This is a genomic window from Leptolyngbya sp. AS-A5 (assembly GCF_039962495.1).
Taxonomy (GTDB): domain Bacteria; phylum Cyanobacteriota; class Cyanobacteriia; order Leptolyngbyales; family Leptolyngbyaceae; genus Leptolyngbya.
The window spans coordinates 1-16644 of record NZ_JAMPLL010000054.1 but is presented as its reverse complement, the minus strand read 5'-3'; the positions used below and the strand labels follow the sequence as shown (position 1 = coordinate 16644).

General features: G+C 48.1%; 14 protein-coding genes, 1 tRNA gene and 3 pseudogenes. 8 read left to right on the top strand and 10 right to left on the bottom strand.

Annotation, left to right across the window (positions count from 1 at the left end; translation table 11 throughout):
* Nucleotides 1–120 precede the first annotated feature (120 nt).
* Nucleotides 121–354, bottom strand: coding sequence for a pentapeptide repeat-containing protein (locus tag NC980_RS25065; protein WP_347272578.1), 234 nt, complete (start codon nt 352–354; stop codon nt 121–123).
* A gap of 1167 nt (nt 355–1521) precedes the next feature.
* Nucleotides 1522–1594 (bottom strand) — tRNA-Phe (locus tag NC980_RS25060).
* A 207-nt stretch (nt 1595–1801) separates the two neighbouring features.
* Between NC980_RS25060 and NC980_RS25055 the strand changes: the two genes are divergently transcribed.
* On the top strand, nt 1802–2797 hold the full coding sequence (locus tag NC980_RS25055; protein ID WP_190375964.1) for a vitamin K epoxide reductase family protein: 996 nt from the start codon (nt 1802–1804) through the stop codon (nt 2795–2797).
* Between the two features lie 164 nt (nt 2798–2961).
* Here NC980_RS25055 and NC980_RS25050 read toward each other — a convergent pair whose 3' ends face one another.
* Both NC980_RS25050 and NC980_RS25045 read right to left on the bottom strand, forming a co-directional pair.
* Entirely contained in the window at nt 2962–4221 is a 1260-nt protein-coding gene (locus NC980_RS25050) for a glutamate-5-semialdehyde dehydrogenase (RefSeq protein ID WP_190375963.1), read from the bottom strand.
* Nucleotides 4222–4225: 4 nt separating this feature from the next.
* On the bottom strand, nt 4226–4633 hold the full coding sequence (locus tag NC980_RS25045) for a hypothetical protein (RefSeq protein WP_190375965.1): 408 nt from the start codon (nt 4631–4633) through the stop codon (nt 4226–4228).
* A 205-nt stretch (nt 4634–4838) separates the two neighbouring features.
* Between NC980_RS25045 and NC980_RS25040 the strand changes: the two genes are divergently transcribed.
* The 3 genes from NC980_RS25040 (at nt 4839) to ftsY (ending at nt 7590) form a co-directional block, all read left to right on the top strand.
* Nucleotides 4839–5201 carry a translation initiation factor gene (locus tag NC980_RS25040; RefSeq protein WP_190375962.1) on the top strand — a complete coding sequence of 121 codons (363 nt, stop codon included), beginning with the start codon at nt 4839–4841 and terminating at the stop codon, nt 5199–5201.
* Nucleotides 5202–5295: 94 nt separating this feature from the next.
* Nucleotides 5296–5916, top strand: coding sequence for a transcription antitermination factor NusB (gene nusB / locus NC980_RS25035; RefSeq protein ID WP_190375961.1), 621 nt, complete (start codon nt 5296–5298; stop codon nt 5914–5916).
* Nucleotides 5917–5967: 51 nt separating this feature from the next.
* Complete coding sequence (gene ftsY / locus NC980_RS25030; protein WP_190375960.1) at nt 5968–7590, top strand: signal recognition particle-docking protein FtsY; 1623 nt, start codon at nt 5968–5970, stop codon at nt 7588–7590.
* A gap of 406 nt (nt 7591–7996) precedes the next feature.
* Here ftsY and NC980_RS25025 read toward each other — a convergent pair.
* The 6 genes and pseudogenes from NC980_RS25025 to NC980_RS25000 all read right to left on the bottom strand — a co-directional run.
* Nucleotides 7997–8098 (bottom strand): annotated as a pseudogene (locus NC980_RS25025) (IS1 family transposase); the annotation flags it as partial.
* A gap of 176 nt (nt 8099–8274) precedes the next feature.
* Nucleotides 8275–9693, bottom strand: coding sequence for an ATP-binding protein (locus NC980_RS25020; protein ID WP_190375959.1), 1419 nt, complete (start codon nt 9691–9693; stop codon nt 8275–8277).
* Nucleotides 9694–9698: 5 nt separating this feature from the next.
* Nucleotides 9699–10088: a response regulator gene (locus tag NC980_RS25015; RefSeq protein WP_190375958.1), complete on the bottom strand. Its 390-nt coding sequence runs from the start codon at nt 10086–10088 to the stop codon at nt 9699–9701.
* A gap of 238 nt (nt 10089–10326) precedes the next feature.
* A complete protein-coding gene (locus NC980_RS25010; protein ID WP_190375957.1) occupies nt 10327–11670 on the bottom strand; it encodes a DUF2254 domain-containing protein in 1344 nt (447 codons plus the stop codon).
* Entirely contained in the window at nt 11648–12661 is a 1014-nt protein-coding gene (locus tag NC980_RS25005; protein WP_190375956.1) for a mechanosensitive ion channel family protein, read from the bottom strand. Before NC980_RS25005 ends, NC980_RS25010 begins: the two co-directional genes overlap by 23 nt.
* 79 nt (nt 12662–12740) lie before the next feature.
* Nucleotides 12741–13990 (bottom strand): annotated as a pseudogene (locus NC980_RS25000) (DUF389 domain-containing protein).
* A 111-nt stretch (nt 13991–14101) separates the two neighbouring features.
* Between NC980_RS25000 and NC980_RS24995 the strand changes: the two are divergent.
* The 4 genes and pseudogenes from NC980_RS24995 to NC980_RS24980 all read left to right on the top strand — a co-directional run.
* Nucleotides 14102–15136, top strand: coding sequence for a DUF389 domain-containing protein (locus NC980_RS24995; RefSeq protein WP_190375955.1), 1035 nt, complete (start codon nt 14102–14104; stop codon nt 15134–15136).
* Between the two features lie 6 nt (nt 15137–15142).
* Entirely contained in the window at nt 15143–15325 is a 183-nt protein-coding gene (locus NC980_RS24990; protein WP_190375954.1) for a hypothetical protein, read from the top strand.
* Nucleotides 15318–15578: a response regulator gene (locus NC980_RS24985; RefSeq protein ID WP_190375953.1), complete on the top strand. Its 261-nt coding sequence runs from the start codon at nt 15318–15320 to the stop codon at nt 15576–15578. The genes NC980_RS24990 and NC980_RS24985 overlap by 8 nt, the downstream gene beginning before the upstream one ends.
* A 117-nt stretch (nt 15579–15695) precedes the next feature.
* A pseudogene (locus tag NC980_RS24980) lies at nt 15696–15902 on the top strand (IS630 family transposase); the annotation flags it as partial.
* Between the last annotated feature and the right edge of the window lie 742 nt (nt 15903–16644).

The window sequence follows — 16644 nt, the reverse complement described above, 5'->3', positions numbered from 1 at the left end:
GTGGATGCACAGATGAAAGCGTTCAAGAATAATTCAGGTAGATGAGTACAGAAGCGATCGCGCTATTAAAACCAATGCATTCGGACCCGTAGAGAATTCCTTCTTTACCGCTCTATGCCTTCACCAAAAAGTGCTCTCTACGATTACACCATCGAGACCAGCACCATTGAGATTGGCTTCGCTGAGATCGGCACCGCTGAGGTTGGCATTGAAGAGGTAAGCACCCCGGAGATTAGCTCTGCTGAGGTCGGCACCACTGAGGTCGGTAATGTTGCTCAGCTGGGGGAAGTTGCGTTGGCTCATCCATCTGTTCCAAGCTTGAATTTGTCCTCGCTGCAAGAGGTGAAAAGGCACATCTCCTGCAATATAAATAGGAAGCGCAGAGCAATCTGAGGACTTAAAGAAAGTCCTCCAGAGTAGACCAAAGAGCCTTTTTTCCGCCCCATGGATCCCGTCCAATCGAGCAGCGCTGGGTGATTCAATCTTTATTTTCAAGCGGGTTAATTTCGTTGGGGACTGAGAAAGAGGAACTGGGTTAGGCGGCGGGGAGGGTTGCTGCACAAAATAGCTTCGGTTCTAGATGGACAGTTCAGGGTATATCAAATCTCGCTGCTCTGCCAGAAGTCCCTAACCCCCTAGCCCAAGCATGAACACCAGAAGCAGCAAAGCTGCGATCGCGGGTTCAGAATTCATTAAAAAATCGATTTCTTCCATCGCCACTGGGAATAAGGAACAGGTTCAGTGTTCCCAAACTGAGCGCGATCGCGCCTCCCCATCCTCAAAATAATGTGTGTGAGAACCGCAGTATAAGCGTTCTAGTAAAAAATCAGCTTCTCACACACCGCAAAGATGGCGGTATCAATATCGGTATTCATAGCTTTATTTGGGTATTTCTCCCCATCAAAAGTTGTGAATACGGCCTTGATCCGCAGTCCACGCTATTCAGTTGTAAGCAGGTTCTGGGGAAATTTGGGGTGTACGTTTATACAATAAATGTCGCTGTTCGCGCGCTAATGTCGTTGATATTGAAACAGCTGGAGCTCTTGCCTCGTAAGGAATCCAGGTATATTTGTCTCGCAAAATCTCGTCGCACGATCAATGTCGTTACTATTGAATTCGCAAGTTTTGTGTCGCTACTTACTTAACAAACTTCATAAAGGCTTCGCGCGCTCGATGTCGCTGTTTAGATCAGATAAAGAGTATAGCTGTTTCATTGTCAGAGATGGAAAACTACACACTTGATTATCTCGTTCAGCCTTCTTGAATTCTTTAAACCTCATGAATGAGGGCTTGGGACTTCTAGATATCTCCTCATGACAATATAAACAGTCTTGCTAGCTCCGCGATCGTCGAGGCTGGCAGAAGTGCTTGGAAGACCACTATGCTGAGTTAAAGGGGCATTGGGTGGTCTGGCGGAAGGATGCTAATTTGTATCGAGTAAAATTGGTGCGAGCTTCTAGGCGACAACGGGTTCAAGAGAAATGTCCGTAGGACAAATTCAAGGTGTTGCCAGAAGACCTATGCCAGGAACGAGACTTGAACTCGTGACACGAGGATTTTCAGTCCTCTGCTCTACCAACTGAGCTATCCCGGCGACTGCGCTTTTCAGCGCTTAATTAACTTAGCAAAAGAACCAAAACTTTGCAAGTGAATTTGCCAAGAAACTTAGAACTGCAACTACAGTCAGGAAAACAAACGGTACGATCGCCCAAAATTCAGCCAAAATAAACTATAGACTCCAAGTCATGGTTGCAACCGTTACCCTGATAGAGTATAAAGCGACTTTCTTTGAAATCATCCTATGACTCGCCGACGTTCTACGCCCTGGATTTACCGAAACTCTCGCCTGCTGATCGGCGCGATCGCGGCACTCGGTATTCTCAATACAGGCTATATCACCTTTAACAAGCTGGCTAGTACCACCGTTGCCTGCCCCACAACTGGATGCGAACGGGTGCTAGAAAGTCCGTATGCCGTGCTATTTGGCTTACCGCTATCGCTGTACGGCTTGCTAGCTTATTTAGCGATGGCGGTGTTTGCGCTGGCTCCGCTACTGGTGAATCCAGAGGAAAAGAAATCGTTACGCACGAACTTAGAAAATCAGACTTGGCTGTTGCTGTTTGCGGGCGCAACGGCGATGCTGCTGTTTAGCGGCTACTTGATGTACATTATGTTCTCCAAATTTGTGTCGCAATTTGGGGTCAGCGGGATTTGTTATTTTTGTCTGGCATCGGCGACTTTTGCCACGCTGATGTTTGTGTTGACGCTGATCGGGCGGGACTGGAACGATCGCGGACAATTAGTATTCTTGGGGTCGATCGTCGGGATTGTGACGCTGATCGGGTCGATCGCTTGGGGTGCCTCGGTTGGGCAAGTTTCTGCCGATGCGGTCACAATCTCAGACGCGCAGGGAAATCCTTATTTTGTGATCGAGAATACGTCGGGAGAGGCGGAGACGCAGTTGGCGCAGCATTTGAAGCAGACCGGAGCCACGATGTACGGGGCGTATTGGTGTCCGCACTGCTGCGAACAAAAGCAATTCTTTGGTAAGGAAGCGTCTAAAGAATTCCCTTATGTAGAATGCGCTGAGGGCGGAAAAGATGCTCAAATCGAGACTTGTCAGCGGGTTTTAGGAGAGGCAGAAAAGCAGACGGGGCAAAAAGTAGGATTTCCGACTTGGCAGGTTAACGGACGATTTTACAGTGGGCGGCAAACGTTGCAGCAGTTAGCAGAGAGTTCTGGCTATAAGGGGCCGCAGAACTTTAAGAACGAGTTCAAAGCGTGCAGACAGCCTTAGGGATGTCTAGAAAGCAATTCACAAATCCGTAGCTCACCCTTCTCGAATTCTGGCTTTCCCGCAAGGCTAGGATTCGAGATTTTTTAGGCTGGGGGTAGGGGTAGAGCGATTCTGGCTGCCTTCTAATTCGTCGGACTGACATGAGGTCTATGTTCACCCAAGCGCTACATCAGTCCAGTTCCTTGGACAATATGTTTTACAGTGGTTAATGTCTCTAGGCCGATTAAACCGCGTCGATGCCCTTTCTGATTCGACATACCCAAAAAGATGGCATCTCCGCGTTTCGGATTGCGATAAAACCGAGGCGACGCATTGATATACGTTGTCGCGCTATTCACTCCCAAAGCGAACTGGCGGCTTTCTTGGTAGGACTCAGTGACAAGGCAATCTGCATGACCGCTACTGTAATGATTGATGCAGTTGATTGCGCTTGGCAACCCATCCACAATCCGAAAGCTAATAATGCGATCGAGATACGCTTGATTCCATTCCGAATCCTCAACCAGCCGAAGGCTTGGGAATTCGTTGGCTAACGTCATGTCACCTCGAATTTCAAATCCTTTTTCACGCAGACTATCCCAAAGCATTACTAGAGATGCGGGATTCTGCTGTCGATGAATCAGCACTTTCTCGATCGCATTCACGGGATCAGGTTCGCTCAGGTGACTATCAATAATCATCGATCGCGTCATCTCCAAACTCCCCGACGGCGACCAATACAGATAACAATTTCCCATCGCCGATTTCAATACAGGCGCAGTCGCTTGCCGCACAACTTGCTGTACCAAACTCGGTCGCCCGTAGGGAATCACCAAATTCAAATATCGATCTTGAATAATCAAATCTCGAATCGGCGCGTCTTCTGCCGGGAGCAACTGCACGCTTTCAATCGGTAAACCTTCATCTTCTAGCGCTTGCTGTAATGTTTCCGCGATCGCCAGATTCGAGTGGCTTGCCTCGCTGCTTCCCTTGAGAATCAGACAGTTTGCCGTTTTGATACACAACCCAGCCGCGATCGCGCTGAGTTCAGGGAACGCTTCGTAAATCAGCGCAATCACACCCAGCGGCATTAACTGCGAATACGTCTGAGCGCGATCGGTCTGGAAATTTGCAGGCATCACACGCCCGATCGGGTCTGGCAGTTCGCTTAACCGATTGAGAATTTGCACGACGTTTTGCAGCCGTTCTGGGGTCAGTTTCAGCCACTCCAGCAGCAACTCCGAAATCGCCATTTCTCGGCTAATTTCGAGATCGAGCGTATTCGCTTCTAGAATGTCATTTTGGCGACGACACAACGCCTGCGCCATCGCTTGAACTGCTCGACTCCGATTCACGCCGCTCGCCGATGACAACGTTACCGAAGCCGTATGAGCCGCACGTAGGGCTGAAATCGGGTCAAATGCCCCCAAATTATCCGTCGTCATTGGGCTACCGTCGATAGGCTAACCAAACCATGAGCGCAGGTAGCACCGCTAATACCAATGCCACGATCGCCCACAACATAATACTTGCTCCGGAGGGCGAATGCAGCGCAACAGGTAGCCAAATACTCAGCAGAACCAGCAAAATACCGAGCGCTAAAGGCAGATAGCTATCTCCCAATCCCGGTTGCACCACATTCCACTGGTGTCCTGTCCAGCGCCACGATCGCTTATACGGATAAGTGGTGGCAAGCTGTTCAATCACACAACCATTTTCTTCAACAACGAAAATCTGCTGACAGCGATTACAGCCAAACGCTTCAGTCAGCGCGATCGGGATCAAGCGACCGCGACGGCGGCACGGGCAGGGATAATCCGTACCGAGATCAATCTTGTGATGCTTCTGGGTATGCACAAGTCGGATGAGAATTTTATTAAATCGGGGTTGATATCGTTGCAGCGGGATTGCGTTTCCACAGCACCCATCACGTTTAGAATTGAGCAAGCTCAGCTTCTAAAGTGATTCTGCTAGGAATTCTAACATTCTCCCTTTCGAGACTCAGCCCTCCTTAAGATTCAGTTGTGTTTGCCTGTAATATTTGGATACATCAGGATTTGCTATGGGAAAGAAACCGAAGCCCGATCGCGATATCTCCGGCACACGCCAGCGTGACCGCGTTGTTTATTCTGAGTTCGGCAATTCAGAAGTGTTTGAACGCGCTGTGCCTGACTTGCCTCCCAATCAGCAAAATGTCCGCATTCAGGTGTCTCGCAAAGGGCGCGGCGGTAAAACGGTGACGATAATTTCAGGATTTCAACACAAACCAGAGATCTTGAGTGATTTAGCCAAGAAATTGAAGGCGCAGTGTGGAACGGGGGGAGCGGTCAAGGAAGAGACGATCGAGATCCAGGGCGATCACGCGCAAAAATTGCTGCAATTGCTCACAGAATTGGGATATAAAGCCAAAATTAGCGGTGGGTAAACCGTCTGATGGATTGACGGATCTAACATCAGGTCTTTAAGCGGGGTCTCGAATACAGTAAGATACGTGAGCCAATTTGAACCCCAAACCTGCCATGCAAGCCCGCCGAATTTCCCGTGAACTGGCACTTCTCAGCATCAGCCAGCTTCCTTCTGATTTGGAAAAAGTGAGTCAACAAAGAATTCAAGATCTCGTTCTTGCTTCGATTCGGACACTCGCCGCTGAAGCCCGCGACACGCTTGAAACGGCTGCGGCAGAACTGCAACGCGGCGATGCCCAACTGCTCAAAAGTCAAACCCGCGCGGCGAATCTTGAGTCTGCCCGCACGATGGTACAAGAAGCGATCGCCCTGGCTCAAAGCGCGATTAATCGTATTGGCGGTGCGATCGAGCTTCCGGAATTCATTCAGCTGGCAAACCAAGCCGAAGTCCGCACTTATGCGATGGAAATCATCACGCGGCTCCAAGTTGAGCGTACAGCCATCGATCAACTGCTCAACGATATTTTGGTCGATTGGAAGGTTGAGCGATTAGCGACGATCGATCGCGACATTCTCCGCATCGCTACGGTCGAAATGATGTTTCTGGGCATTCCTGATCGAGTGGCGATCAACGAAGCCGTAGAACTGGCAAAGCGCTACAGCAACGAAGACGGACACAAGTTTATTAACGGAATTCTTCGCCGCGTCACCGACTCACTCAATGTGAATCGCTAAGTGAATCGCTAATTTCCATTAAAGTGAAGATAAGCGATCTGGAATTTTGGTATGACGTTTAATTGGTTCAATCGGTTTAACAAAAAAGACGAGCAAAATCAGCCCGAACCCACTCCGGCGGCTGAAACACCGAACCTTTCAGGAAGCGAAGCTACCGAGGAAACGCCTGCTGAACCTGCGGACGAGCAATCCTCCGAGGAGGACATCCGGATCGCCAATGCACGAGCGATCGTCGAAGCGTTTCGCCGCAAACAGCAAGAAGAAGCGCAGAAAGCCGAAGCCCCCGTTGTAGAAACCGATGCAATCAACGAAGAAACCGCAGGGCTTGAGGAGCCTGAAGTTACAGAATCGGCTAAGGAAGAATCGACTGAAACGGCTGAACCTGTGGGATCGGTTGAAGCAGTCCCAGACATTTCAACATCTCCAGAAGTCGTTAAATCTGGAGCATTGACCGAAGTTCCGGCAGCAGTTCCAGAAGCCGTTGAATCCGCGACCGACCAACCCGACGAAGCCGAAACTGCTCCCCAGCCGACGCTACCGTTCTGGGCGCAAGCCGAAGCCGATCGCCAAGCTCGACTAGAACGCCTCAGGGCCACCGCGATCGAAGAAGAACCCGAATCCGTCGAACCTGTTGCCGAAGCACTCGTCCCAGAGCTGCCGGTGTTTACGATCGACGAGGGCTTCATGTGGTCAGCGGATGTGCTTGCGGCGATGGGTCGTCGGGCAGAAGATGTCTCGATCGAAGAGATCACCTGGCTCAAACGCTTGCGTCAGGGACTCGATAAAACTCGTCGTAGCTTAGTCAATCAGCTAAAAGCGATCGTTGGTCAAGGGCCTCTAAATCAAGATGCCGTTTACGAGATTGAATCCTTGTTGCTACAAGCCGATGCAGGGGTTGAGGCAACCGACAAAATTATTGAAGCGCTGCAAACTAAGCTACGCCAAGAAACCTTACCGCCAGATCAAGCGATCGCATACTTGAAGCAAATTCTGCGAGACTTGCTGGATCAGCCGCTCCAAGGTTCACATAGCGCCTTCTTCGCACCCGAAAAAGATGTCCTCAACATTTGGCTCATGACGGGTGTGAATGGTGCGGGAAAAACGACGACGATCGGCAAACTCGCCCACATCGCTACGAAATCTGGCTACAAATGTCTCATCGGAGCGGCAGATACTTTTCGGGCGGCGGCAGTTGAGCAAGTCAAAGTTTGGGGACAGCGCAGCAACGTCGAGGTCATCGCCAATCCCGGACAAAATACTGATCCGGCAGCAGTGGTGTTCGATGCCATTACTGCGGCTCAATCTCGTGGCACAGAGCTGCTGTTAATTGACACAGCAGGGCGACTTCAGAACAAAAAGAACTTAATGGACGAACTCAGCAAAGTTCGCCGCATCATCGACAAAAAAGCCGCAAATGCTAAGGTCGAATCGTTGCTCGTTCTCGATGCCACTTTGGGACAAAATGGCTTGAAACAAGCAGAAGTCTTTGCACAAGCAGCACAACTCAGCGGAGTTGTTCTTACGAAGCTAGATGGAACCGCAAAAGGCGGAATTGCGCTAGCAGTGGTCGAGCAACTTGGATTGCCGATTCGCTTTATTGGAGCCGGAGAAGGTATCGAAGATTTACGTCCCTTTTCTAGCTACGAGTTTGTAGAAGCTTTGATTAGTGGATAGAGGGCTGAGGGGGACTTAGACTAAAGCAAATATACTTTGAGGGCGCGATGTCATGCGACAGCCCCCCCAACCAAATATCATTCGGCCTAACTGCTTCCTGATGCGATCGTCCTGCTATCTTCTTGCCATCCCGTCTATGTTTGACAATATCTCTCTACATTAGTCTGAACACCAGAACTAAAAGTGAGACTGCATTTCTGCATAAATAGACTGAGCAATTTCATGTGCAAGTTGAACTGGATTTGTTATTGTAGTTTGATCGAAATGTATAGAACCCATTTGGGATCTTTTACTGTGTTCGCAAGGTCGATAACTTCTCGGTTTCATGATTCGGATAGTCTTTGCCCTATGATTTTTCTGCTAGATTTACGAATTTCTCGAAACGGGCTTTCTGCTTACGGTAGTCCTAAACAGGTAAGGATGCATTGTAGTCATGAATAAAGTACCAAATTGCACCAATGTGATTGTCCAACTTCTTAGAGAACGACAGCGTTTTTCGCACCATCCTTCGATTTCTGCCAAGTTCGTCATCTAGCTTTTGTCAGCCTCGTTCTACAAGATTTTTGCTATCGCTTGAACGTGGACATCTAGCGCTTGTCGCTCTTCAGCAGTCATCGCGGGAACCTCTTCAGGAACAGATTTCCTCTATTCTCACTTCTCTCCTCAGAAGGTGACACGCTCCCGTTATTTAAGCGGTAAGCAAATTGTAAATTTTGCCCCCTGCCCAACCGAACTACTTGCCGTGATCGTGCCATGATGGGCCTGAATGATGCGCTGTGAGATCGCGAGTCCCAATCCCGTACTACTGCCTTTACGCGACGGATCACCCGTATAAAACTGTTCAAAAATTCGAGGCAATGCGGTTTGCTCAATCCCAGGTCCTTGATCTTGAATTGTTATCACGACCTGTTGACCCTCTTGTGCCCCTGTGATAAAAACCTGAGAATCTTCTCTAGAGTGTTTGATAGCGTTGTCCAAAATGTTCAATAGGGCTTGCAGTAGTCGTTCTGGATCGCCGATGAGTGAAACCTTTGCGATATTGAGACGAAATGACATCTGGCGCACCTGCATTCGCGTTTCTACGGCTCGAACGGCACGATCGATTAACTGCTGGAGATCGATCGTCTGCTGCTCCAATAAGGTTGCTCCGGCTTCTAATCGTCCCAAATCGAGCAAATCATGAATCAGTCGGGCTAATCGTCGTGTTTCATCTTCAATCGACTCAAAGAAGCGATCGCGTAAGTGCGGCTCTTCCACGGCTCCGTTTTGCAGAGCTTCTACGGTCACTTGAATGTTACTAATCGGGGTGCGAAGTTCGTGCGAGACATTGGCGAGAAATGTCCGGCGCTCTTGATCGAGTGATGCTAACCGCTCACTCATGCGATTGAGTTCGATCGCGAGTTCATCTAATTCATTGCTTTGACGAATGCTTAATTTATCGCCAAAATGACCACTACCCAAGCGAATCGCAAAGTTTCGCATCGTTTGAATCGGGATGGAAAAACTTCTGGCTAAACGATCGCTGATCACTGCACACAGAAGCATTGTTAGCAACAACGTCCCTATTACCGTCCACCACAGAAATGAAAATTGCCGCTGGAATTGCTCAAGCGTTACAGACATTCGCAGCACACCCAAAAGCTGTCCATTGCGACGAATAGGACGTGCAATGTACAAGCGATCGTCATTCGCTAATACGCCTTTTGCAGTTCCCTGCGCCATCTGATTTTGTAAAGCTTCTCGCACACCTGGAACTACCAACCAGTCTGTGATGTGATGGTCCTCATTAGCAGAGGATGCCAGGAGCTGCCCTTTTGGACTTAGAACACGCACGGTTACTGTTTCGGGTTTACCATGACGTTCCATCAACTGCTGGACGCGCTGAACATTTTTTTGCTCTAGCTCATCTGCAACACTTTCACTGATCGCAGTTGTCCAATTTTCTAAATCCGTTTGTCGCATCTGCATAAAGTACGCGGAGAGCGATCGCAACAGAAACCCTGCCATTAGCGAAGTTCCCAGCACGGTGAGCAGCCAGTATGTGACTAACAGCTTTGTGTGTAACGAATTCCACCGAATTGCACCCAATCGTTTCAGCCACATTGTCCCTAATCCATGATCGGCGATCCTTCTGCCGCCGAGCGTCGCCGCAAGACCGCTCGAATGCGTGCCAACAATTCTCGTGTGTTAAATGGCTTCGTAATGTAGTCATCGGCTCCTGCTTCGAGTCCCCACACTTTATCGATGTCTTGATCTTTTGCGGTCAGCATCACAATAGGAACATCGGAAAATGCTCGGATGCGCCAACATACCTCCATGCCGCCTACCTCTGGTAGCATCAGATCCAGCAAAATGACATCCGGCACTTGCTTATGAAATAGTTTCAATGCAGCAGCACCATCTGATGCAGTTGTGACTCTATAGCCCTCCTTCTGCAAAGCGTAGCTTAAGCTATCACGCAGCGGTGCTTCATCATCAACCAGTAAGACATGAGGCATATTCGTAACTTAGATAATCCATTATAGAATATGTCCCTCGTATCGATTTTCATACCTCCCCCTTAAGGGATAACTTGTTCAACTCGGCGTGTAATACAAATCGATGATTTAGTATGAAGTCACGTTCCCTTTCCGCCCACTTTCAAGTTTCTCCGTGGATAGAATTCTTATGACTGAAGCCTTGACTCCCCAGACACAGCAACCGACATCACACCTGCGGTTCCTTACCGAATGAATGTCAGAGTTGCCTGAAATCAAGGTTAGCTTCTTCAGAATCTAAGGCTGTTATTGCTTCTTGATATCGCTGCTCCACATCATGGAGATCGCACTTCTCAGATAGCGCATTTTGGCTACCGCGCTGAATCATTTCTGCATGACGACGTAGAACGCCTCTCTGGGTTGAAGTTTCTGCATACGTTGCAATCAGCGCGATCGCTTCGAGCAGTCGAATTGTGACGGCGGCATCCGATCGAGCATATTGTCGAATCTGGTTGAAAGCCCGATCGGTAAGAGCCTCAAAGGTTGTCGGTTCAGCAATGATTCGCAGCGTATGATTATCGTCGTAGCGGTAAGGAGAAGGAAAATCTCTCTGGGCTAATCGGCTTAACCCTGCACCGAGCCGATCAATGCAGCGAATGGCTGTAAAGGGATCATTCACCGCAGGAGAAATCGCTCGCAATGCGATTTCGACGAGTTGCTCGATCGGAAAGGCAATGTCTTGTTGTTCAGTCCGTTCATTGCCGAAGATGAAAGCTTTTTGAATTTGTTTGACCAGCTTTGGGGAAAGGTTAGAGTGTGGATAGACCAGAACTAGGGGAGTGCTTGGAATCACGTACTTTCCGGGTCGTGTTTTGAGGCACAACATCACATCGGCTTGACGGGCGAGTTGCATCAGTTCTTCATCCTCGATCGCTTGTAGATATCCTTTTTGTAATGCTTTGACGGGCGCGGATTGCTGCTCGAACTGATTGGGAATTTCTCCCACCTGTCGCTGTGAATGTTGTCCAATTCGCTCCGGGTAAAGTCGATCAATGGCGCGATCGAGATCATCACTAACATTGACAATCACTTGCGAAGCTTGAATGATAGTTGAAGCGTGATGAATGAAATAGATTAAAACACCTGTGCTAACAATGGCAAGCGCAACGCCAACGGTGACAGCCATCTGAGGAACAAACGGCGAATAGTTCTCTCCTCGAATCGTTCTCAAGACTAATAAGCAGTAGATAAAAGTTCCAATGAATGTTCCTAAGACAACCTGGTTGCCGACATCCTGCATGAAATTTCGCAGCAAGCGCGGTCCGAAATTAGAAGCAGCGAGTTGTAAAGCGACGATCGTAACCGAAAAGGCTGTTCCTGCAACGGTAATCATCGACCCTGCGATCGCAGATAACACAGCTCGTGCGCCATCTGGTCCGCCTGTATAGAGCCACCAGAGATGGGTTGTGCCTGATTTTCCTGTGCGATCGAGATGAAGCATTGTAAATGCAAGTGCGATCGCAGCAATCAAGATGACCCCTGGGAAAAACCAGTAGCTCGATTGTAAAGTGTCCCAATACTTACTCAGCTTTGTGTTTTTCATGATGATTCGGAGAGGGATGACCGTTCTGCTGAACGCTTCGTTCTGCTAATGTTTGGAGTGCTTCACTAATGCTGCGAGCGCGAGGGACTTGTTTCTGTCCAGCGGGCCATCCTTCTCGCTGTCGAGTCCGATCGCCGTCTGTTTCTTCGGTTTGATCATGAAACAGAATTTGCTGGGTGGGAAAGGGTAAATCAATGCCATTCGCAGTTAACTTCTGCTTGATTGCTGTGAGGACTTGATCTCGCGATCGCAAATCATCAATTCGACGCGGTGGTTTGATCCACCAGCGCACTCGAATGTTGACGGTACTTTCTGCAAGTTCCATCACCAACACATCCGGTGCAGGATCACGAAGCACTTCATCTATCTCTTCTAATGCTTCATGAATCAGTTGTTTTGCCTGTTCAATGTCATCACCGTAGCCAATGCCAACATCGTATTCCATGCGGCGACTGTCAAAGGCTGTATTCACTGTCACCGAGTTTGTAAACAGTTCAGAATTTGGAATCACAATGCGGCGATTGTCGTAAGTTCTAATTGTGGTGGCACGAGTTTCAATGTTCTCGACAGTTCCCTCAAAGTTCTTAAACACGATTTGATCCCCGATGCGAAACGGTTCGGTTAAAAGAATCAGAATTCCTGACAAAAAGTTCTGGAGGATGTCTCGAAATGCAAAACCGATCGCGACTCCACTGATTCCAAGTAGTTGCACCAAATCGCCTGCTCTAAAGGTTGGAACGACGATCGACAACGAGACAAATAACCCAATCAAAATGATAGTTCCTTGAGCTAATCGCCCTAGGACTAAGCCTAAGTTGCGAGCCTGTCGTCGATTTGCAGTTGCCCGTCGTACTGTTCGCTTAACCACTCTTGCAATAAAAAAGAAAATAGAAAAGACAATGATGGCGAGAATTAAGCTGGGAAGCAAGGCGATGAAATCGCGCACCATTGACTCAAGCTGTTTCCACAGTGCTGATAGCTCAAAATTCATAACTGTTTTTACACACGAAAACCTGGACACGAATTCTAGAAAAGTGACGGAGACATGTCCTCTGTCTCTAGGAGTGAGCTTATTGAGTTTTGGGTGCTTCTAGAACAGTCACGCTAACGAGCGGGGTAACATTAAAACCCTGATTAAGCAAACGAGTTTGAATGGTTTGAGTTAAGCGATCGCGAACCTGCTGATTAGAAAGAGTGCTTCCAGGTTGGTGTTGAACATAGACCTCAGTTAATAGGGAGCTTTGTCCTGAGGTCTCTGCACGAGTAAAGCGCACGTTCGCTTCAACTAATTGCGCGAATCCAGTCTGCTCAACCGCTTGTTGCACTTCTGCATTCGCTCGTTGAGCACGACTCGATCGTTCAAACTGGGGGGAATTCCAGAACTGCCAGGTTGAAATTGCAACGAGTGAAATCAGAGAAACACTGAGCGCGATCGGAAAAACTTGTCGCTTTCCACGCGAATATCGGCTTCCCTGAAAAGTCAGTCCATAAGCTCGAAAGATCAACGTCGCCGATAAATGAATGCCAAATAGCTGCAATGCAAGTAAAAACAATCCACTGATGGTCATATCCCATCGTCCAATCGCGCTTGCCATTCCGACAATTCCTGCTGGTGGTGCAAGCGAAGCAGCAACTAACATTCCGGCTGCCGCTCCGGATACTAAGCTACTCCGCTCTGACTGTACCAAGTTCAACGCTCCCGCCGCTCCTGCTACTAAAGGGATTAATACCGCTACGGCTGAAATCTGACTGCTATCTACCATGAGCGATGTTGGGATCTTAGGAACGCGATCGCGGTTGTGACTGTTAATGCTGCAAAATATCGGAGGATACTGCGACCCAATAGCTGTAGATCTCCGCGTGCAGCTGCGATCGCGCTATTCATTGCGGGACCTGCGAAGGGTGCGATTAGCATTGCGGCAACCAGAAGATAGCTTGTATTCGTGTATAGTCCAATCCACACCACCACTCCTGCCACCGCAGCATACGCGAGAAAGCTACGCCAAGATCCAACACTCTGCAATCCTGACAAAAAGATCTCGATCGGGCTACGAGATTTAACATTTTTAACTTGTTGCGGAGCTTCAGAAGCAGGGGGACGTAGCGCAATGATACCCGTTGGCAACCAAGTAATATGAACCTCTGGCAAATCTTCGAGCTTGGCGAGCAAGTTTTCAACTTGTCGATTAGAAACATGAACAATAACGAGATCAATACTTTGAGCTTCAATTTTTGAAAAATTCACTGCATCACAAGACTTTACGATTTGTAGGACTGTTTCCCCCTGTCCTTGCGCCACTTGCATCATCAGTTGACGCATAAGTTAATCCCTCAGATTGTTTGTTGAGTTTACTCAGACTTGCGCCAGATGACGACTTCCGAAAGAAAGATGCTAATACTTGAGATTACGCCTGTGGACGAGGAGATAGCCATGTTACTAGCTAGGTTTCGCAGTTGGCTGCGCCAAACTTCAAAGAAGAAATGGGTTCGGCAATCGATCGCTCCTGAGCGCCTTCGACAACTTAAAACTGAATTGTTAGACGAGGCGATTCCTGATCGTCCTTACTTTGTTTTAATTATTGGCTCTTGCCTGATTGCAACGTTTGGACTGTTGACCAATAGTGTAGCCGTAATTATTGGTGCAATGATTGTGGCACCATTAATGCTCCCAATTCGCGCTCTAGCGTTCGGCGCACTAACCGGAGATGTGCGGCTCTTTCGCCAAGGATTTGGAACTGTAATATTGGGAACGATCTCGGCGGTCGCAATCTCTACGATGATAGGAACATTAGTCAACCTGTCCAGCTTTGGGTCAGAAATTTTAGCCCGGTCAAAACCCACTTTACTTGACTTAGGAATTGCGATCGCAGCAGGAGCAATCAGCACTTACGCGAAATGGCAACCCAAAATATCAGGAACATTAGCGGGAACTGCGATCGCGGTCGCCTTGATGCCACCAATTTGTGTGATCGGATTGGGTCTCTCAAGACTAAATGCTTCGCTCAGTCTCGGTGCAACATTGCTTTATCTCACGAACCTGCTTGGCATTACGCTGGCTTGTATGCTGACTTTTTTGATTCTGGGCTGTTCTCCCTTACGTCGCGCTCATAAGCCTTTATGTACAGCCTTAGCCCTCACAGCCTTGTTGATGATTCCACTGGGAATTAGCTTTACCAAATTAGTGCAGCAAGCACAGCTAGAAACCAGTTTGAAGCAAGCGCTACTCAATGACACTTTGACTTTCCAGCGGGTCACCTTGTTAAATAGTGAAATCAATTGGCTAACAACTCCGCCAGAGGTTCGGTTACAAGTGCGATCGCAAGATCCAGTCACACCAAAACAAGTCCGTTTGCTAGAAAACTTTTTGGAACGTAAAACAAGTCAACCTTTCCAACTCGTCTTTGAAGTGGGTGAAGTACAGGAAGTTCGAGCAGAGTCTCCAACTGATGTTCAATCAAATCGATAAAACACAATGCTTCACCCTCCAAGCCAAGAGGTTCTTGTCGTCGATGATGAAGCCAATGTGCACGAATGGCTGACGGCCCTGCTACAGTCTCATAGAGCACTCGTGATTGCGGTTGAGTCAGTTGCAGAGGCACTCAAAACACTAGAGGAGCGAACACCAACGATATTGATTAGCGACATTATTGATTAGCGATATTGCGCTGCCTTACGAAGATGGTTATGTCCTAATTCAACAAGTGCGACGCTTTGAGGTTTCGCACCGTGAATCACAGGGGTCTCCCGTTGGTGTTCAGATTCCTGTAATTGCTCTGAGCGCTTATGCGGATGAAGAGTCTGGTCAAAAAGCGTTTGCCGTGGGCTTTCAGGCTTATCTAGCAAAGCCTGTGACACCGAATGTGTTAATTCGCACGATCGTTCAGTTGATCAAGAACTCAGGGCAATAAGATGTTAGAGTTACCAGCCTAGTACTACAGTTTTAGATCTTGGGAATCCTAGAATCGCCGTTCTGATTCCAGGGTTCGTAGAATATGTTGAGCCATCCGGGTGCATTGCTACAAAGCAGTTGGTTAAACCTGGCAGAGATTGAACTGAGTGTGTTAGCACGTCAGTGTCTAGACCGTCGCATTCCTGACCAAGAGGCACTGAAGACCGAAGTTGAGGCTTGGCAACACTCGCGCAATGCTCATCCGCAGCCGGTGGATTGGCGTTTCACTACTCAAGATGCTCGCATCAAGCTCAAGCGTCTTTATCCCTCAATTCCCGATTGACTCACTACAAGTACAGCAGTCTGCTGTACTTGAGCAGATAGCAATGCATAAAGATTAAGCTAGATGTCGATAAAAAAGGGTACAAGGTAAGAAAAATGGCGGTGCCGTTTCGGAAAGGGTGAGAAAAATAAACTAAAACGAGCAAGCTCATCTACAAGGCAGGCAGCTATGCCTGATTATTCTTCATTCTTTTCGAATTAGGATCACCTGGGGTTGAACTGGGTCTTAGGCAGAATAGTACAAGCTTTCTTTGAGGAGGAATATGGAAAAAATCTGTCTAATTCCCTGACGAGGGACAATATGCAGAATGTGAGTCGATCTAATACTCCAACTTCCGGCATTAGGCAGAAAGAGCCGATTTAGTATTCCAATTTTGGATGTTATACCGACTTTGAGCAGCCTAAATCGTTCTGATGGGATGTTATGCTGACCATTTTCGGTCTAGTGTCTAGATGTGGATATTAGGCAGAAAGAGTCAGTCTAAACAATTGTTAGCTGGCTTTCGGTATGCGTGACGGCATGTTTAAACGTCACCTGCTAATTATGAGTTAAGTGATGTTGCGAGGAAGTGTAGTGAGTTCAGACGAATTGGGACAAGCAATTTTAAGAAGCAATGAGTCATCTTTAGATAATAGAATTGCTGGGAAATAACTTTACCTCAAAGTGAAACTCTGACAATTTCAGCTTTCTGTCATCAGATCAAGCAGCTTTCAAGTAGAAATTCCATAATCCAGCGGCAGTC